Source organism: Aminobacterium mobile DSM 12262 (genome assembly GCF_000526395.1).
Classification (GTDB): domain Bacteria; phylum Synergistota; class Synergistia; order Synergistales; family Aminobacteriaceae; genus Aminobacterium; species Aminobacterium mobile.
Window position 1 is genome coordinate 1,272,783 of the sequence record NZ_JAFZ01000001.1, and the last position, 18,774, is coordinate 1,291,556.

Annotated in this window: 20 protein-coding genes; 18 read left to right on the plus strand and 2 right to left on the minus strand. The window is 42.4% G+C overall.

Going from position 1 to position 18,774, the window contains the following annotated elements; genetic code table 11:
• Genes mltG through K360_RS0106280 form a run of 5 tightly spaced genes read left to right on the plus strand, consistent with a single transcriptional unit; the run spans nt 1 to nt 5,798 of the window.
• Nucleotides 1–1,005 carry an endolytic transglycosylase MltG gene (mltG, locus tag K360_RS0106260; RefSeq protein WP_024822317.1) on the plus strand — a complete coding sequence of 335 codons (1,005 nt, stop codon included), beginning with the start codon at nt 1–3 and terminating at the stop codon, nt 1,003–1,005.
• Nucleotides 1,002–1,301: a hypothetical protein gene (locus K360_RS0106265; RefSeq protein WP_024822318.1), complete on the plus strand. Its 300-nt coding sequence runs from the start codon at nt 1,002–1,004 to the stop codon at nt 1,299–1,301. Before mltG ends, K360_RS0106265 begins: the two co-directional genes overlap by 4 nt.
• The gene (locus K360_RS0106270) at nt 1,282–2,661 is read left to right on the plus strand and encodes a TldD/PmbA family protein (RefSeq protein ID WP_024822319.1); all 1,380 of its coding nucleotides are present in this window, start codon (nt 1,282–1,284) and stop codon (nt 2,659–2,661) included. Before K360_RS0106265 ends, K360_RS0106270 begins: the two co-directional genes overlap by 20 nt.
• On the plus strand, nt 2,648–5,077 hold the full coding sequence (locus tag K360_RS0106275) for an FtsK/SpoIIIE family DNA translocase (RefSeq protein WP_024822320.1): 2,430 nt from the start codon (nt 2,648–2,650) through the stop codon (nt 5,075–5,077). The genes K360_RS0106270 and K360_RS0106275 overlap by 14 nt, the downstream gene beginning before the upstream one ends.
• On the plus strand, nt 5,061–5,798 hold the full coding sequence (locus tag K360_RS0106280) for a thiamine diphosphokinase (RefSeq protein WP_024822321.1): 738 nt from the start codon (nt 5,061–5,063) through the stop codon (nt 5,796–5,798). The genes K360_RS0106275 and K360_RS0106280 overlap by 17 nt, the downstream gene beginning before the upstream one ends.
• A 15-nt stretch (nt 5,799–5,813) precedes the next feature.
• Here the strand turns inward: K360_RS0106280 and rpmB are convergent, their stop codons facing one another.
• Nucleotides 5,814–6,008 (minus strand): 50S ribosomal protein L28, encoded by a 195-nt coding sequence (gene rpmB / locus K360_RS11220; protein WP_084043892.1) that lies wholly within the window; start codon nt 6,006–6,008, stop codon nt 5,814–5,816.
• 112 nt (nt 6,009–6,120) lie between these two features.
• On the opposite strand from rpmB, the gene K360_RS0106285 reads away from it, so the two are divergent.
• The 13 genes from K360_RS0106285 to rsfS all read left to right on the plus strand — a co-directional run bounded on the left by K360_RS0106285 (nt 6,121) and on the right by rsfS (nt 17,429).
• On the plus strand, nt 6,121–6,348 hold the full coding sequence (locus K360_RS0106285; RefSeq protein WP_024822322.1) for an exodeoxyribonuclease VII small subunit: 228 nt from the start codon (nt 6,121–6,123) through the stop codon (nt 6,346–6,348).
• The gene (locus tag K360_RS0106290) at nt 6,341–7,240 is read left to right on the plus strand and encodes a polyprenyl synthetase family protein (RefSeq protein WP_024822323.1); all 900 of its coding nucleotides are present in this window, start codon (nt 6,341–6,343) and stop codon (nt 7,238–7,240) included. The genes K360_RS0106285 and K360_RS0106290 overlap by 8 nt, the downstream gene beginning before the upstream one ends.
• A gap of 41 nt (nt 7,241–7,281) precedes the next feature.
• On the plus strand, nt 7,282–9,153 hold the full coding sequence (gene dxs, locus K360_RS0106295; RefSeq protein WP_024822324.1) for a 1-deoxy-D-xylulose-5-phosphate synthase: 1,872 nt from the start codon (nt 7,282–7,284) through the stop codon (nt 9,151–9,153).
• 7 nt (nt 9,154–9,160) lie between these two features.
• The gene (locus tag K360_RS0106300; RefSeq protein WP_245587085.1) at nt 9,161–9,952 is read left to right on the plus strand and encodes a TlyA family RNA methyltransferase; all 792 of its coding nucleotides are present in this window, start codon (nt 9,161–9,163) and stop codon (nt 9,950–9,952) included.
• A gap of 35 nt (nt 9,953–9,987) precedes the next feature.
• Nucleotides 9,988–10,869, plus strand: coding sequence for an NAD(+)/NADH kinase (locus K360_RS0106305; protein ID WP_024822326.1), 882 nt, complete (start codon nt 9,988–9,990; stop codon nt 10,867–10,869).
• Nucleotides 10,870–10,874: 5 nt separating this feature from the next.
• On the plus strand, nt 10,875–12,578 hold the full coding sequence (locus K360_RS0106310; RefSeq protein WP_024822327.1) for an AAA family ATPase: 1,704 nt from the start codon (nt 10,875–10,877) through the stop codon (nt 12,576–12,578).
• A 72-nt stretch (nt 12,579–12,650) separates the two neighbouring features.
• A complete protein-coding gene (gene rplU, locus K360_RS0106315; RefSeq protein ID WP_024822328.1) occupies nt 12,651–12,962 on the plus strand; it encodes a 50S ribosomal protein L21 in 312 nt (103 codons plus the stop codon).
• Between the two features lie 36 nt (nt 12,963–12,998).
• Nucleotides 12,999–13,325, plus strand: a complete 327-nt coding sequence (locus K360_RS0106320; protein ID WP_024822329.1) for a ribosomal-processing cysteine protease Prp — start codon at nt 12,999–13,001, stop codon at nt 13,323–13,325.
• Nucleotides 13,325–13,606, plus strand: a complete 282-nt coding sequence (gene rpmA / locus K360_RS0106325) for a 50S ribosomal protein L27 (protein ID WP_024822330.1) — start codon at nt 13,325–13,327, stop codon at nt 13,604–13,606. The genes K360_RS0106320 and rpmA overlap by 1 nt, the downstream gene beginning before the upstream one ends.
• A 115-nt stretch (nt 13,607–13,721) precedes the next feature.
• Entirely contained in the window at nt 13,722–15,044 is a 1,323-nt protein-coding gene (gene obgE, locus K360_RS0106330; RefSeq protein ID WP_024822331.1) for a GTPase ObgE, read from the plus strand.
• Between the two features lie 24 nt (nt 15,045–15,068).
• On the plus strand, nt 15,069–15,704 hold the full coding sequence (gene nadD, locus K360_RS0106335) for a nicotinate-nucleotide adenylyltransferase (protein WP_024822332.1): 636 nt from the start codon (nt 15,069–15,071) through the stop codon (nt 15,702–15,704).
• 5 nt (nt 15,705–15,709) lie between these two features.
• Nucleotides 15,710–16,996: an LCP family protein gene (locus K360_RS0106340; RefSeq protein ID WP_024822333.1), complete on the plus strand. Its 1,287-nt coding sequence runs from the start codon at nt 15,710–15,712 to the stop codon at nt 16,994–16,996.
• Between the two features lie 73 nt (nt 16,997–17,069).
• On the plus strand, nt 17,070–17,429 hold the full coding sequence (gene rsfS / locus K360_RS0106345) for a ribosome silencing factor (RefSeq protein WP_024822334.1): 360 nt from the start codon (nt 17,070–17,072) through the stop codon (nt 17,427–17,429).
• A gap of 385 nt (nt 17,430–17,814) precedes the next feature.
• Here the strand turns inward: rsfS and K360_RS0106350 are convergent, their stop codons facing one another.
• Nucleotides 17,815–18,621 carry a DUF4198 domain-containing protein gene (locus K360_RS0106350; RefSeq protein WP_034326311.1) on the minus strand — a complete coding sequence of 269 codons (807 nt, stop codon included), beginning with the start codon at nt 18,619–18,621 and terminating at the stop codon, nt 17,815–17,817.
• Between the last annotated feature and the right edge of the window lie 153 nt (nt 18,622–18,774).

Genomic DNA, 18,774 nt, shown 5'->3' on the forward strand with positions numbered 1-18,774 from the left:
GTGAAAAAATTTATAGATATTCTTCTTCTTATCTGTTCCCTAGGTTACTTTCTTTTGCTTTGCATGATCCCCACGTCATGGTGGAATTCTCAATTTCCTTTTGGAGTAGGAGAGCCTCTACCAGCCCTTGTTTTGCCTGGACAAAATGCAAAAGAGATTGCTGATGCCTTTTATAAGGCAGGCATTGTTACAAACCCCTTAGAGTTACGTGGATGGATGGCACGTTTAGGTATTGACAGAACCCTTAAGACTGGCATGTACATGATTAAAAAGGGGACTTCTTGGGAGGTAGCGCAACAACTGAAAGAAGCCGTTCCTTCTCAAGAAAAAGTGACAATAGTTCCAGGTTCTGATCTTTTCTCTATAAAAAATGCTTTTCCCGACATGACTGAAGACGAGGTATCTACTCTCCTTCAGAATACGGCTATATTCCCTCTCGATCTTCAGCCTCTCTTGCCTCTTGCTCCAGAAACACGCGTAGCATTTTTGCTTCCAGATACATATTACGTACCTGAAAAGAAACTGGAATATGTTTTAAAAGCAGGATTCACACTCTGGTGGAAACACTTTGATACAAAAATACAAAACCTTTCGCCTCATGAATTATTGGAGACAGCTATTCTAGCCTCTCTCGTAGAAAGAGAGGCTAAAATAGACGAGGAACGTCCCCTTATCGCAGGAATTATAAAGAATAGAGTAGCCCAAAATATGCCTCTCCAAGTAGATGCAACAATAGTTTACGCATGGAAAAGGGAGGGAGAAAACCTTTCGAGGGTTCTTTTCAAACATCTAGAAGTAGATTCTCCCTACAATACATACAAAAAGCTGGGGCTACCGCCTACAGCTATCTGCATCCCCTCCATTGCATCATGGGAGGCCGCCTTAAAACCAGCTCAAACAGAGTATCTGTATTATGTAGCAGGGAAAGATGGTCAACATTTTTTTGCCACTACGTATCAAGGACATTTGCTGAACATTCGAAAAATTAGAGGTGCCCAACATTGAATAATATAGAAGAACCACTTTCTGTTCATGATATGGACAGATTAGTACTTTCGGTCTGTCCTTCTTATATTGTGCTTATTAGTTGGATTGTCTCCGAATATAATGGATTAGGATATATTCGAACAGATGATCCTCGCAAAGGAGAACTTTCTTTTTTCTGTCCTCCCAGTCAATCAGAAGAGGGGGAACTTCTCATAGAAAAACTGAGAGAGGAAGGATTTCCTGTTAAGATAGAGCGTGTAGAAAGACATAAAAAGCAAGAAGGGACAGAGGAATATGGATTTAGCCATTTTTAAGCGAGCGTTCGATTCGCTTCGTCGTTACAAAATAGATTTTGCGGACCTTTACTTTGAATCATCTGCTGCTCACAGCATTTCTTTTGAAGATGGGGCTTTAGAAGAAATAAGTTCTTCCCTTCGAGAAGGAGTAGGCGCTCGGGTGGTAAGGGAGGACGTCACGTCTTATTCACACACTCCAGGTGTTGCTGTAACAAACGGCCTCTCTGCTCTTCGAGAAAGTGCCCGTAATATAGGAATCCCCTTATCTTGGGAAAATGAAGGAGACTTTCAGCGCCGAATTATAAAGCAAACAGCCTTCGTGGCTCCTCCAGAGACACAATTTCTTCGAGATATAGATAGAAAAATACGAGAGGCTAGCCCCTATGTATCGCAAGTTTCTATTAATTACTCTCTTTCCTTAAAAAACATCATCATTATCAATCAAGAGGAAAACTTATTTCGAGAAAATCGTCCGTACACAAGCTTCAGCGTAGAGGTTACCGTGGAAAAAAATGGACAAATTCAAACGGGGTATGAAAATGCAGCCCGACTAGAGGTACCCAATATTTTCTGGGGAAAATATACTCCGTGGATCCTGGCCAATCAGGCTCTAAAACAAGCTCTTCTCATGCTTGACGCGCCAGATTGTCCAGCCGGAACTATGCCAGTTATACTTTCTGGAGAAGCAGGAGGAACTCTCGTACATGAAGCATGTGGACATGGACTTGAAGCAGATATTATACAGAAAGACTTTTCTGTTTACCGTAATAAAATAGGGCATAAAGTCGCAAGTCCTTTGGTAACCATGATAGATGATGGGACCCTCCCAGGTCTTTTCGGCAGCTATACAATAGATGATGAAGGGGTTCCAGCACAGAGAACTGTCCTTATTGAAGAGGGGGTTCTAAAAGGCTTTTTAACTGATAAAATTTCAGCTGCAAAGGAAGGATTGCCCCTCTCTGGCAACGGAAGGAGGGACTCGTATAGGAATCCTCCTATTCCGCGGATGAGCAATACCTTTATATTGCCAGGAGATAGCAATGAAGAGGCGATGATACAAAGTGTTGATTACGGCCTTTATGTAAAAAAAATGGGTGGTGGAGAAGTAAACCCAACTTCCGGGGATTTTGTCTTCTATGTCACCGAGGGATATTTCATCCGAAACGGCTCTATCGCTCACCCAGTAAAGGGTGCTTTGCTCACAGGGAACGGGCCTCAAGCACTAATGGATATTAGTGCTGTTGGGGATAATCTCCTCTATTTACCTGGAATGTGCGGGAAAGCAGGTCAATCAGTTCCCGTCACTGATGGACAACCAGCTTTGCTTATAAAAAAACTCATAGTTGGAGGCAACGTGACAGACCATGAGTCTCTTTAAACGTAAAAAGAAACGTGGACGCCCTAAACAGAATAAAGGTATTCTTTTTTCCAAACCACGACGCACGGAAGAAGAACTCAAAGAACTCAAAGAAATCAGAGAAGGAAGAATCCGTCGCCTTTTTACGTGGGTTCGTTTGTTTTTCTTCTTCTTGTTTTTAGCTATTGTTTATGCCATTGCATCCCTTTTCTCTTTTTGGACAGGTCGAGTAGGGGTGGAAATTCAAACATCTTTAACAACTAGAGCAGGGGGAGCAGTGCTTATTGTACTTCTCTTCATGGGATATATATGTTTTTCGATTCTTCTCCGACGGAGAATATATCGAATTCTAGCACAAACGCTAGCTACCTTGTTTCTATTTACGAGCGCAGCTCTCGTTCTAGGCCTTTTTTCCCGATTTGTACTCCAGCCCCATTGGACACTACTCAAGCCAGGGTTCTTTGGACAAAATCTAGCTCAGTTTTTTATGGTAAATGTGGGATTCTTTGGCACGACGCTGTTTTGTATAGCGAGCATCTTAACGTCCCTGGTTTTATATGGCATTATCAGTACTCAAAATATTTTAACCGCTTGGGAGGCTATGTCTTTAAAAATCAAGGGATTTCATCGTAAGAAACTATTGGAATCTAAAGAAGACACTTCCATTTCCAGAGCAACATTAGCAGCAGAAAAGACTGAAAACATGTGTGACCAACAAACAAATCCTAAAACAATATCCGCGGATGAAATATTAGAAACATCTGAAGAAAATTCCAAGTCAGAGGTGAAGCACCAAATAATACAAGAAAGGGAAATCGTGGAAAAGCAGGAAGGGGAAGAAGAGGGAGAAGAACCTTCTCTTAAATCTGTTTTTCAGGAAAGTCGGGCCGAAGAAGCGCCAGCTCGTATTATTATGGACGAAACAGATTCCACAGGTGCTGAAGGAGAAACTATGCCAGAAATAAATCTTCCTACACCAGAAAAAGGAGAGGAAGAGAGTATCGTCGAGGGAGTTTTCCCGCCGCCACTTGATCTTTTTGGAACCCCTGAACCGGCATTTCAAGACAGGGGAGAAGAAAAAGCAAAAGAACAAAGTGAAGCGATTATCTCCACCCTAGCCGATTTTGACGTACAAGCTGAATTAGCAGAAATAGTCATAGGCCCTACTGTTATACAATTCCAAATACAACTTGCACCTGGTATAAAAGTAAGCAAAATAGCAGGTTTGGCCAATGATTTAGCTGTAGCTTTAGCTGTTCCTGCTCTACGTGTAGAAGCACCAATTCCAGGGAAACCCTATGTTGGGATAGAGATACCCAACCCCAAAAGACGAGGGGTTTCTCTTCGGAAGGTACTTGATTCTCAGGCCTTTGAGCAAGCCGATTATGCCCTTCCTCTCCCCATGGGAGTTCGAGTGGACTCCCGCCCTCTTATTATAGGGTTAGAAGATTTGCCTCATCTTCTAGTGGCTGGAACTACTGGATCAGGGAAGAGTGTTTTCGTCAATAGTTGCATAGCCGGACTTTGTTACTGTCGACGTCCCGAAGAGCTTCGCTTTCTCATGATAGACCCTAAGCGAGTAGAGCTTAGTATATATGAGCACTTGCCTCATATATTAGCCAAGCCAGTAGTCTCTCCTAAAAAAGCAATTCAGGCTTTGGCGTGGGCTGTTCGGGAAATGGAACATCGTTACGATATTTTTGCTCGCGCAAGAGTTCGTAATTTGGCTGGCTACAACGAGAAGGTGCTGCCCAAAGATAAATTACCTCACATCGTCATAGTAGTTGATGAGTTGGCAGATCTTATGTTTACGGCTCAAAAAGAAGTGGAAGACTACATTTGTCGTTTGGCACAAATGGCGCGGGCGACGGGAATACACTTAATGTTGGCTACACAGCGCCCGTCAGTCAATGTAGTAACAGGTCTGATTAAAGCTAATATACCGGCTCGCGTAGCCTTCACACTTCCTTCTCAAGCAGATTCTAGAACTATCATCGATGTGTCAGGAGCAGAAAAGCTGCTTGGGAAGGGAGACATGCTTTTTGTAAGTCCTCGATATCCCAGGCCTGTGCGACTTCAGTCTCCATTTATAGAGGACGGTAAGTCCATGGAAATTGTAACCTACATGAAGAATCTTTTTGGTGAACCTGAATATATTGATATAGAGGAACAGGGAGAGAGTCGCGGGAATGGAGTAGATGCTGCTTTTACAGATGACCCCCTCTTAGAAGAAGCCATGCAGATTGTCCTTGATACAGGTATAGCATCTGCAAGTCGCTTGCAACGTCAGCTACGCATCGGTTTTACTCGTGCTGCTCGTCTTATAGATACAATGGAGCAACTTGGCATTGTAGGTCCTCCTGACGGATCAAAACCACGAGAAATACTTGTCGATGAAACTCGAGCGCAGGAGATTATGGATGAACACGTGGAATAAAACTCTCTCCATTGGATCATGGGAGTTTATATCGAGTAGATCAATACGAGATACGTCGGTTTTACTTGTAGCAGGTGGAAGAGCTCCTGCCTCATCTTGGTTTTCTGCTATAGCTCGATCTTTTCGGCACATATGGTGTGCTGATTCTGGTTTAGAAGTGTGCAGACAATCAGACATCATCCCAGAATACATTGTTGGAGATGAAGACAGTAGTTCCTCAGAGAGTTTAAAATGGGCTCTACAGAAAAAAGTGCAGATAAAAAAATACCCAGTAGATAAGGATTATACTGACCTCCAACTAGCATTAAAACACATTGGAGAGGCTTTTCCTCACGCTGAAGTTCTGCTTACGGGGTGTTGGGGAGGCCGGGTAGATCATACATGGAGCAATATTTTTTCAGCTATTTGGGCAGAAAAGGAATGGGGGCTTCGAGTTGTATGTCTCTGCGATGATAAAGAGGCCCTTTTTATTCTAGACGGGCCAGAACAGATACAAATTAATTTTCATACACCATTACCTCAAACAGTGTCTCTTTTGGCCCTCGAAGAAACGTGCGAAAATGTGAGTATTCATGGGACACGTTGGGAACTTGAAAAAACGACTCTTCACTTATTCCGCCCATACTCTATAAGCAACCGCCTTGCAAACGATGGGGGTAAAAGTATTGAAGTCGAAGTAGACAAGGGAAGACTTGCAGTGTATCTTTACTGGGCAGAATAAAAAAAGCGGGCTGAATTATACAGCCCGCTTGACTTTGCCGGATTTTAGACATCTAGTGCAAATCTTCATGCGTCGAGTCTCACCAGCACCTAGATCCACCTTGACATTCTGTAAATTAATGAGCCAACGTCTCCGTGTATGACGATTCGAGTGGCTGACAGCATTCCCGGTAACAGGGCCACGGCCGCAGCAATCACAAACTCTAGCCATAGTTCTACGCCTCCTCCGAAGGAAATAATGATCGAACAGGTGGATTTTATCACAGGTTAGGTGTTCTGGGCAATTCTTTCTCATAAAACTCGTCCCATAAGGAGGGATTATTTTGAACTTTAGCGAGAAACTTGAAGCACTGCAGGATATTATTCATAAACTAGAAAAAGAGGAACTCCCCTTAGAGGAAGCTTTGGAACTTTTCGAGCGAGGCGTGTCCCTCGTAAAAGAGTGTCAAGCTTATTTGACCCAGGCAGAACAGAAAATAACCCTTCTGACAAATTCTGGAGAAGAAATTCCAACTGGAGAGATATCATCGGGGGAAAATAACCATGTCTAATTTCATCAGAGAAGAACTTGAGAAGGAAAGGAAATGGATCGATACGCAACTTTCCCTCGTGTGCTCTCAAAAACCCAAAAATATTCCATCGCGTCTTTGGGAATCCATGGTATATTCTCTCATGGCTGGAGGGAAACGACTCCGTCCAATTCTTTGCATTAAAACCGCAGAAACCATGGGAGCAGATCGGAAGGAAATACTCCCCATGGCGTTGGCTTTCGAGATGATTCATACGGCTTCCCTTATCCATGATGACTTACCTGCTATGGATAATGATTCTTTGCGCCGTGGTAAACCCACAAACCACATTATCTTTGGAGAAACTCTGGCCATATTGGCAGGTGATGCATTGCTTGCCTGGGGATTTGAATATCCACTTTTCCACCTTAACAGAGAAAACATCCCTGCAGAGCGAATTATAAAGGCTTTTTCCATATTCTCCCAAGCTATAGGGCCTTCTGGTATCTGTGGAGGACAAGTCCTGGACACCGATCTCCAGAGCTATCAAGATAATGCCGATTTCGTTCTCCGTATAGCGCGACAAAAAACAGCCATATTGATACAATCTTCTGTTACTGTAGGAGCTATCCTTGCCGGTGCTCCTGCTTTAGTTGTAGATGCTTTTGAAAAGTATGGAGAGCACTTAGGACTGGCCTTTCAGATTGTTGACGATATACTTGACGTTACCGCTACTGCAAAAGTTTTAGGCAAAACACCTGGAAAAGATGCCCAACAAGAAAAGAACACGTTCGTAACTGTTTGGGGCATAGCAGAAGCGCGTAGAAGGGCATTGGAAGAGAGTGAAAGGGCAAGAGATGCTCTTAACCTTATAGATATGCCTACCTCTTTTTTCCAAGACCTCGCCATCTTCCTTTCTGAAAGAAGTTGTTAAAAGGAAGCTACAAGAAAGAAGGAGGAACCACTTAAGAAATTATGCAAATTCTCAATCGCGTTAACGACTATCGAGATCTTAAAGACATGTCTATAGGCGCTCTTTCTTTGCTCTGTGAAGACTTGAGAAAAGAAATTATAGACGTAGTAATGCAAAATGGAGGACATCTTGCTTCTTCTTTAGGAGCTGTAGAGCTGATTGTTGCATTGCTGCGACAATTTGATCCGCTTCAAGACAAAATTATATTTGACGTGGGACATCAAGCTTATGCCTATAAAATACTGACAGGAAGAAAAGAACAGTTTTCAACACTCCGTCAATGGGGAGGTGTGAGCGGATTCCCTAAAAGAGACGAGAGTCCCTGCGATCATTTTGATGTAGGGCATAGTAGCACTTCTTTATCGGCAGCTCTCGGGTATGCCAAGGCTAGAGATCTTTTAAAAGAAGATCATCATGTGGTAGCAGTTATTGGAGATGGCGCTCTCCTTAACGGGCTCTCTTTTGAAGCTCTTAATTACACGAAGGATGCAAAAACAAAGGTTATTTTTATTCTCAACGATAATAAGATGTCTATCAGTCACCGTGTAGGAGGGTTCGCATCATATCTGGCCAAATTAAGTTCAAGCTCTGCCTACAACGCTTTAAAAACATATATAAAAGAATCGTGTGCGTCTCTTCCCCAGGGACAATCCATCGAAAATGTTTTATCTAAATTCAGAGATCAGATAAAATTCTTGGTTAAGCCTGGCAACATCTTTGATGAGCTCGATATTAATTATTGGGGCCCTTTTGACGGACATAATATTTCGGAAATGGAAACTGTCTTCCAAATGGCAAAAAAGTATTATAAACCTGTTTTGCTTCATATAGTGACCACAAAGGGGAAAGGGCTGGAATGCGCTGAAAAGCACCCGAGTATCTATCATGGCATTTCTGCCAAGAGGCCCTCAAAATCCACATCAAGTGGGATAAGTTGGGGTGCAGCAGCAACAGAAGAACTATGTCGATTGGCAAGGAAAAACCCCAAAATTGTATGCCTTACAGCTGCTATGAAAGACGGAACTCGCCTTGACCTCTTTGCGCAACATTTCCCAGACCGTTTTTACGATGTAGGGATAGCTGAGGAACATATGCTCACAATGTCTGCGGGGATGGCTGCTGGTGGGCTTCGTCCTGTAGTTTGCATCTATTCGACTTTTTTGCAAAGAGCCATGGATCAGCTTGTTCACGATATTGCACTTCAGAACCTTCCTGTTGTTTTAGCCATAGATCGAGGGGGACTCGTTGGAGAGGATGGAGAGACTCACCATGGGCTTTTAGATATGGCATGGGGGAGATCTATCCCTCATTTAGAGATACTAGCACCTCGTGACATCGTTGATCTTAGAGCGATGCTCGACCATTGTCTGAGCCGTTCAACCCCTGTACTCATTCGATACCCTCGGGGAATAGCTCCTGAAGAAATTTCTAGGAACAACCCCAACCCACTGCCGCCTTATCGAGCAGAGGTTATTCAGCAAGGGGACGGAAATGAATGGAGTATTATGGGGATAGGAGCTACTCTTCAGCTCGCTTTCGAGAGCTCTCATTTAGCCGTTGCCCAAGGAGAGCCAGCCCCTACAATTCTTGATCTTCGATGGATCAAGCCTCTAGATTGGGAAACCATCGATCAAAGGCTTCAATCTAATCGGATAGTAATTGTTCTGGAAGAGGGATATCGCAACGGCGGCATAGGGGAGACCATAGCAGCCCGAGCATCAGAAAAAGCATGGCCAGTACAGGTTATTCCTATAGGAATTCCTGACCTCTTTGTCCCTCACGGAACTCCTGAAAAACAAAGAGAATTTTGTGGATTAACGCCTCAAAGAGTGGTGAATAGCTATAGGAAAAATACAAAAGGAACGAATCGATAAGCTCCTCGTGGCAAGAAATCTAGCCCCATCACGAGCGAAGGCATGTGCTCTCATTCTGGAAGGGCGCGTTTTTTCCAACCATAAACAGATTGTTAAGGTGGGAACCATGCTTCCTAAAGATGCTTCTCTAGAAGTTAAAGAACGTAGCGATGCATCTCGTGAAGAATGGGTTAGCCGGGGAGCTCATAAACTTTTAAAAGCTCTTGATATCTTTCATACCAACCCTACAGGAAAAATTTGTATGGACATAGGAGCCTCAACTGGCGGTTTTACTCACGTGATGCTTTCAAGAGGTGCTTTAAAAGTCTACTCTGTAGATGTGGGTTACGGTCAATTCGCATGGAAATTACGCACAGATCCTCGCGTAGTGGTCATGGAACGTACGAACGCCAGATATTTAGAGCCAGGTCAGTTTGAAGAAGGGATGGATCTTATTACTATTGATGCTTCTTTTATTTCTTTAACTCTTCTTCTGCCTGTTATGGAGAACCTCCTAAAAGAAGATGGCTGTATAATATGTTTAGTGAAACCTCAATTTGAGGCTGGAAAAGAACGTCTGGGCAAAAATGGTGTTGTGAAAGACCCTCTTTTGCACCAAACTATATTGCAGGAATTATCATCTTTTATAGAAAAGCAAACGCTCCTTTCGCTACAAGGGGCTACATGGTCTCCTCTGAAAGGACCCAAGGGGAATATAGAATTTCTTTTCTTCCTTCAAAAAGGGAAAAAAGACGAGTCATTACATACAGATTTCACTCAAATTGTAGCGGAAAGTCACAAAGCATTAGATGAGAAATAAACCATTGTCATAAGAGAGATGCGGAGGGAAGCTGGATGGATAGACATATCGGCATGCTTGTCAACACACAGAAAAAAGGAGCTCTCGACATGGCCTGTCGACTTATACAGTGGGGCAAAAAGAAGGAGATACCTATCCTATTGCCACCTCATGAAGCGTCTATTCTTGGGGTTCCAGCAACAACCGATGATATATGGAAAACAATGGTGAATTTCACAGTTGTTATAGGTGGGGATGGGACTTTTTTAAGAGCAAGCCGATATGTTTTGAATCATTCTATTCCGCTTTACGGCATTAATCTGGGCCACTTGGGTTTTCTTGCTTCAGGGAAGCCAGAAGAGGCTGAATCCGATCTAGAACAGATATTACGAGGTGACTACGCTCTTCAGGAACATAGAATTCTTGAAGGAGTTATATGGCGAGAGGAACGGCGCAAGCACACTCTTTATGCTCTTAATGATCTTGTGCTTACGAAGGGAGCCTTTGCTCGCGTTATTACCATAGAAATCAGGATTGGCAATCGTTACTTTAATACCCTTCCAGCAGATGGAGTTATAGTATCGACACCTACTGGTTCAACAGCTTACGCTCTCTCTGCTGGCGGTCCCATCGTACCTCCACATGTACCATGTATGGTTCTAGCTCCCATATGTGCTCATACTCTTTACGCAAGGCCTGTGATAGTAGGGGAGCGCGACATTATCAATCTCATTCCGCGAGGGAGTCATCGCGATCTCATGCTGACACAAGATGGTCAGCTAGGCTATGAAATTCTACCAGGAGATCGTATAGAGCTCTCCCTCTCCCATACCAAAGTAGTGAAAGTTATCGTTCTTCCACAACGAACGTACTTCGATCTCCTCCATGAAAAACTCAAATGGGGACAAGGTATTGTTCGCTACGAAGATAAGGAGTGAGACCTGTGCTCGAAGAGCTCTCGTTAAAAAACATCGGTGGGCTAGATTTAGCCTCTATACAGCTCTCAGGACGTTTCATCGCTATTACAGGAGAAAGTGGCGCTGGTAAAAGCAGTATTGTGCGAGGGTTAGAATTTATAGGAGGGAAACGAGCCCAATCGGAACTTATTAAGGCTGGGGAAAATGAGGCCGAAGTACAAGCTCTTTTCTATTGCCCTGCTTCTTTAAAACTTCCTGAAGATATCTGTCCCGAGGAAGGGAACCTTTTTGTAAAAAGGATATTTTCTCGTAACGGGAGAGGAAAAACCTTTCTCCAAGGTAAACTTGTCCCTCTTTCAACATTTTCAGAAAGCGTGGGGGCTTTACTTCGAATCCAGAGTCAGTTTGCTCAACTCGAACTTCTAGACTCAGACCGACAACGGCATATTCTTGATAGCTATGGAGGGAAAGATATAGCTCAGATACAAAATAATCTCAGAGTAATATTTACCGAAGCTCTTTCTAAAGAGCGAGAGCTTCGAGATATGGAAAGTCGACAAAAAGAGATTATCGCTCGTTATCAACACGCAGAAAAAATATTACAAAGTTTTCGAACGCTCTCTCCAGACGCTGATAGTGAACAAACATGGGAAGAGGGGATAGAAAGCCTGACATTTCTCATTAACTCTCATGGCCGTTTAGAACAAATATTAGCCCAGATAACTGGTGGAAAGACGGGAGAAGGAATCGCAGATACTCTTGAGAATATATGTCTAGACATAGGTCAACTTCCAGCAAGTTATAAAGAAGCTGGACAAGAGTGGCAATCCGAGGGGAACGAAGCCCTTGTCCATCTGCAAAAAATGGCGCAAAAAATACAGGGCTTTCTTGACAGCCAGCCTCTTCCCGATCTTATAGAAGATCGAGAAAAAACAGAAAATAAATTAGGGCTGTTGCGAAAGCTGAAACGTCTCGCACAGGTTGATTCTATAGAGAATCTGATCGCCTATTGCCAAGAGGCAGATGACAACTTGTCCTGGTTAGCTCAAAGCTACGAAAGGGTAGAAAAGGTATCAAACCGCGCTCGAGAATTACGCAAAGAAGCAAGCCGCCTGGCGGCGGAACTTCGAAAAGCCAGGGAAGAAGCTGCTCTTTCCCTGGGAAAAGCTATGAACACATCTCTAGCTTCTATGGCTATGGAGGATATTACGTTTTCCATAGAAATTTCCGACCTAGGAAAAATACGAAGTACAGGTGCTGATGAGGTTTCTTTCCTCTTGGCAAGTGGAGACATGCCGCCAGGTCCTGTAATGAAAATCGCATCCGGAGGAGAGTTAAGCAGGCTTCTCTTGGCGTTGCAACTCTCCCTCCCTCAAGAACAAATTCCTGAGACTCTCGTTTTTGATGAAGTTGAAGCAGGGCTTGGGGGAAAAGCTGCAGTGCTTGCCGGGTATAAATTACGGGAACTATCAGAGAAATGTAGAGTCATTCTTATTACTCACGAAGCGACTATAGCTGCACTGGCAGATCAACATTTCGTCGTAACACGGAACGGAAATGAAAGCTCTATCAAGGAAATAGATGGAGAAGAAAGGGTTGCAGAAATAGCTCGAATGCTCTCTGGGAACGCAACTCTTCCTGAAGCACAAGAGCATGCTCGCAAACTCCTTTCCGAAGAGTTGACTTCTAGCTCGAAGAACCGTAAAATGCATAAGCTTATGTATAAATAACGCTTGGGCAGGGTTTATAAAGCGAAAGCTACCCTATTATTAAAGCCTAGCGGGAGGAGGATGTTTTATATTATGTACGCCATTGTAGAAACAGGTGGAAAACAGTACAGAGTAGCAGCAGGAGACACTCTTAAAGTGGAAAGTATCCACGCAGAAGTCGGAACCTCTCTCGTTTTAGATAAGGTTCTTATGGTTTCTGATGATCAGGACGTCCGCGTAGGAACCCCGTATCTTGAAGGTGCCAGTGTCAACGCTACGGTTGTAGATCATGGCCGAGCACCCAAGATTCTTGTTTATAAGTTCAAGAGCAAGAAAAACTACAGACGTATGCGCGGCCATCGTCAGAATTTTACCGAGATTAAAATAGATTCCATCAACGCCTAGGGCAAAGAGCGTTGGTAAGCGATCATCCCAAGAGATATGATTATTGTAACCATAGAGAAAGATAATGGGGTGATCACCTCGGTAGAAGGAGTGGGGCACTCTGGATATGCTCCTGCGGGAGAAGATGTTGTTTGTGCTGGAGTTTCAGCTCTGATTCAAGCTTTAGCTCTAGGGATGAGCGATATAGCGAAAGTGGAATCAACCAAGATAGAAATAGATACACAACGAACTCGAATAAAAGTATCTTGGCCACGTTCAGATAAGAGAGAAATTCTTCTTCTCGCAGAGACAGTAGTCAGGTCCCTTGAAAATATATCAAAAAGCTACAAAGGTTATGTAAAAATTGTGGAGGTGCGAAAATAATGCGTATCAATTTTTTTGATCTGCAATTCTTTGCTCATAAAAAAGGACAGGGTAGTTCAACAAACGGACGAGATAGCGAAAGTAAACGACTGGGCATTAAAAAATATGCAGGTGAGGTCGTCAAAGGAGGAAATATCCTTGTTCGCCAGCGAGGGACAAAAGTACACCCTGGACTTAACGTAGGGAAAGGGAAAGATGATACCCTTTTTGCGTTAGCAGCTGGTGTTGTAAAGTATCAGACGAAAGGTGACAGAAAATACGTATCTGTAGAAACACTATAGATTTTTACAACGTCTACGGCGTTGTATAGTGATGATTTTTATACCGTCTCAAGACAAGGGCCCGGTTATAGCAAGGCCCTTGTTTTTTCATTCACATGACGGATGGTGATGTCTTATGAAATTTGTAGATTTAGTTCGTATAAAAGTAAAAGCCGGACGAGGCGGAAACGGGTGTCTGAGCTTCCGAAGAGAAAAATTTATTCCCAAAGGTGGACCTGACGGAGCCAATGGAGGGAATGGGGGAAGCGTTATTTTAAAAGCCGTAGATGGAATTCACACCCTTGCTGATTTTGAGTTCGAGAAAAAGTTTACAGCAGAGCATGGACAGCCTGGGCAGGGTCAAAAAAAAGTTGGGGCATCTGGGAAAGACCTTATTATTCCTGTGCCCTGTGGTACTATAATATACGATGATGATACTATGGAACCTCTTGCTGATCTTGTAGAGGCCGGAAACGAGGTTGTCGTTGCTCGAGGAGGAAGAGGAGGAAGAGGAAACATACATTTCACCACTTCTGTGCGAAAAGCTCCTCGATTCGCAGAAAAAGGGGAACTAGGAGAAGAAAGGAACCTCCGACTAGAGCTCAAACTTATTGCAGATGTGGGGCTAGTAGGCTTTCCCAATGCAGGGAAATCAAGTTTGCTTGCGGCTATTTCAAATGCTCGTCCTAAAATAGCTGATTATCCCTTTACTACGCTTTCTCCTAATTTAGGTGTTTTAGCCGTAGACGACGAGAGAATAGTGGTAGCTGATGTTCCAGGATTGATTGAAGGAGCTCATGAAAATAAGGGATTAGGCATTTATTTTTTACGCCATGTTGAACGCACTCGCGTTCTCGTCCATGTTCTTGATTTAAGTACAGGAACATCAGAAGAGGTCATTTCTCAATGGAAAACTATTTGTAATGAGTTCGAAGCCTACAATTCGAGTCTTCTGGAAAGGCCTTATATTGTTGTGGGAAATAAAATAGATTTGGAACAGGCGCAAAAAAACTCTCATGACGTAGAGGCCTTTATGAAAAAGCAAGGGGTCCTTTACTTTGTCACAAGCGCCTTGTCAGGAGAAGGGATTCCAACGTTTATTGATGCTATTGCTACGCTTTGCCGTAAACATGTAAGACCTCATAGTGAAACTCGGCTTTTCGAAACAGTAACTCCTCGAGAAGAAAAGCCTCTTCAGAGGGGTAGAAAAGGGGTGGAGGAGCAAGTTACGATAATTAGGCTGCCGGATGATTCTGGTTTCCGCGTTGTTCATGCTGGTCTTGAGAGAGCTCTTAAAAAATATGATTTTGAGCAAGAAGATGCCCTTTATCGTTTTGCGCGCCTCCTAAAAAAATATCACGTGGAAGAACTTCTAGCACAAGAAGGGGCACAAGAAGGGGATACTGTTTTCATCGGAGACGTAGAATTTGAATATCAGCCTGATAAAGTTATGGAGTAAAAGTAAAAACGGAGGACTGTGGGAGTGAGCTTTGGTGGCCACGTCATTCGAACGCGAAAAATAGGCATAATGGGTGGGACCTTCGATCCCATCCATTATGGGCATTTGTTAGCAGCTGAGGAGTCTTTTTTTGCTTTAGATCTTGATGAGGTTATTTTTGTCCCAACAGGCAAACCTCCTCATAAAAAGACGAGACGTGTTTCTTCAACGGAAGACCGATATACAATGACTCTTCTTGCCACCCTCGATAATCCACACTTCAAAGTTTCTCGAATTGAAATAGATAGAAACGAGTCAAGTCATACAGTAGACACTTTGAGAGAAATGAGGCATTGGTATGCTCCAGACAGTATTCAGTTTTTCTTCATTACAGGATTAGATGCCGTTTTGGACATAACCACGTGGAAGGAATATACTGCGCTGCCTAGCCTCTGTAAAATAGTAGCAGTGAATAGACCTGGCTATCAGGTAGGGAAGTTAGAACAATTACCTGAGATTTTTAAAGGAAATATTGTGCCTCTCGAGATTCCCTTGCTTTCTATTTCCAGTACTGAAATACGAAGACGAATAGAAAGTGGTAAAAATGTTCGTTATTTAATGCCTGAGCTAGTAGAACGATATATTTACAAAAAAGGGTTATATAAAAGGATTGGGCGGTGACGTATATGAAAATCACCAAAATTATACTTATTTCTACTTTAGCTATTCTCTCTGCTGCTGCGGGGATTTTCTTCCGCCTTCATGACATAGTAGCCCCTCAGCCAGAGAATATAAAAGAAAGCATCTCTTATGATCAGGAAACAGGCAATATTAATATTCTTGTAATAGGAGTGGACGACGTAGAAGGCAGCCAACGTTCCGATACTGTCGGATTGGCTGTTATAGATATTGATGATAAAACGGTTCGTTACATGTCTCTCCCCCGAGATACTCGAGTACAGATTCCTGGCCATAGTTGGCAGAAGCTTAATCATGCCTACGCCTATGGAGGGGTAGAGCTCCTACAACAAACTGTCGTTAATTATTTGGGAATGCCTGTTAACTACTACGTTCTTGTCAATTATGAAAGCTTTCCTCAAATTGTTGATATGATTGGCGGAGTGGAAATAAACGTGGAAAAAAAGCTTTATTACAATGACAGAGCTGGCAATCTCCACATCAATATACCTAAAGGCCTTCAGAATATGAATGGGAAAACAGCACTTGAATATGTGCGATTTAGACATGATGCTCTCGGTGATATAGGACGAGTACAGCGTCAGCAGCAATTTATCAAAGCAATAATGAAAAAGGTACAGACACCAGAAATGCTGCCTCGATTGCCTGATTTTGCCAAACAAATCTTAGATCTTGTAAATACAAACTTAACAATGACACAGGCAGTACAGTTAACATCGTACTTGCGAGACCTAAGGCCTGAAAATATGGCATTCTTTACTCTCCCAGGAAGAGCCGCCTATATTTCTAATGTAAGCTACTGGCTAGGAGATCTAAGTGTAGCATCTACGCTTCTTAGCGGCCCTATAGTTCAAGAAGGAGATATTCCTGGTCAACCGTCACTAGACGGAGATACCGTTGCGCCATCTCTAGAAACAGCTTCGGAACAGAATCTTATGGACCAAGTCAAAAAAATGACCCTTCCAATAGCTATATTAAATGGAGATGGAGAAGCCGGACTCAGCAAAAAAGCAGCTTCGTTACTTCAAAAAATCGGAATAGACGTAGCTTATACTGGTAATGCAAAACATTACGATTATCATTACTCTAGTATTGTATATCCAATGAACAAAAATTCGGCAGAAATGAAACAAAATGCCCTTGCTCTGCAAGAAATGTGTGGCATTAGCAATAATCTTCTAAAGCAAGATGACTCAGCTGTTTATGTAACCCTCGTTTTAGGACATGATAAAAATACAATATTAAATAAATTAGGGGCATTACCTCATAAATAGTGACAACTTCTTATAATGAGATTACAATGAAAAAACAATATAAACAGCATAAAAAGGAGGGATTTAAACTCGTATGATAGAAACTACCGAATTGACTCAAAAATATCGATTTGTACTGGATGCGCTGGCTGATAAAAGGGGATTAGACATCGTCCTCTTAGATGTTGCTGGGAAATCTTCTATTGCTGATACCTTTATTCTCGTTACAGCTAATTCGGACATACATATGGGGACCTTGAGAGATGTGACGGAAGAAGCCCTTAATAGGAAAGGACTCCCAACAGCAGTAGAAGGTCGAAGCAGCACCCAGTGGTGTCTTATAGATGCGGGAAACCTTATAGTTCATGTCTTTAGCCATAAAGGGAGAGATTTTTATAATCTTGAGAAAGTTTGGGGAGATTGTCCTTCATATTCCTACGAATATCTCGACTAAATATACCTCAAAAATATTAGATACTTTATAAGATACATACGTAGAATAAATAAAAGGCTTATCGTTATTAGTGATAGGCCTTTTATTTATTGGTTGCAAAACATAATTTTAGCCTAAATATACGGGGATCTTTTGAAAGGGGAGTCGTTTTCCAAGGTGTCCTATAATGTATCTTATGTTACATTCAAGAGGAGAAAACCCCCTTTAAATTGCTATTTTATGCTTTTTATATTATCTCCTAATTTCTCTGATTTACGTCGTTATTTCATTGGATTTTCGGCGATTTATTAGGGCTCAAAGGCGGGGGAACACATTTGAGCCCTTTACAAGAGGAGATACTCTTTGGAATATGGATTTGTCTTATCTTATATTGTGGGCTAATAATTTATTTCATATCTCGGGCTTGAATCCAAATTACAGCATCTTGGCTCAATTCTTTGCCATCATGTGTGTTTCTCGGACCTGCCCCAAGAGCAGCAAATCCCCACCAACCAGCTTTTGGGATGCCAAAGGTAAAACAGCCGTTCATATCTGCCTTTATAGCCATTGTGACAAAAGCGTCTTGCGGTGCTTCTACATGAGCTTTTTTAGCAAAACTGTTCTTATTTATAATAGGATCATGGTTTAGATATTCCACTTCTATTTCAGCAAAAGGAACTGTTTTCCCTTCTCGCTTCACAATTCCTCTGAATACATTTCCTGTCCAAAGGGCGTAAGGTTTATCAAGAGGGACTATTTCAGCAGGAAGCCCCATATCTCCATCCCAATCTGTAGGGATACCCGCTACATTAACAAAAACTTTCGTCATTTGCTGAATGTAAAGTTCCTCTTGGGCTTCATAGTAAGGAGCAGGAATAAGGCAAAAAGCATAATCCCCCATCCCTTTAAGCTTGTATTGAAGCTCGTAGGCTTTTCCACTATTAGTAAGACTCGTCCACACAATGGGTTTAATATTCTTTAAAAGATCTATTTTTTGGCCTTTATGGACTACATATAGCGATTCTGGTTGCCCCATATCCATAGTATGTCCAGCTTCAAAAGGGTGGGTAAAAACAAGTTTCATATCTATGATTTCCCCTTTTTCAAGGGCACTTTCTGGTGTATAGAACATTTGGAAATGGGCAGAAGCGGGAAAGGCAAAAAGACAAACCATGAGCCCTGTTAAAATAGCTTTCGTTGTTTTTTTTATCATAATTCCTATTCTCTCCTTAATAATATTTATTATCATCTATGCTCGACGCTCGACATTTTTAAATTATTTACGTTAAAATGTTACTTATGACATTTTGAAGGCTTCTTTGCTTTCTATGAGGGAAGGGGGCCCCTCCCCTTTCCTCGAAATTGT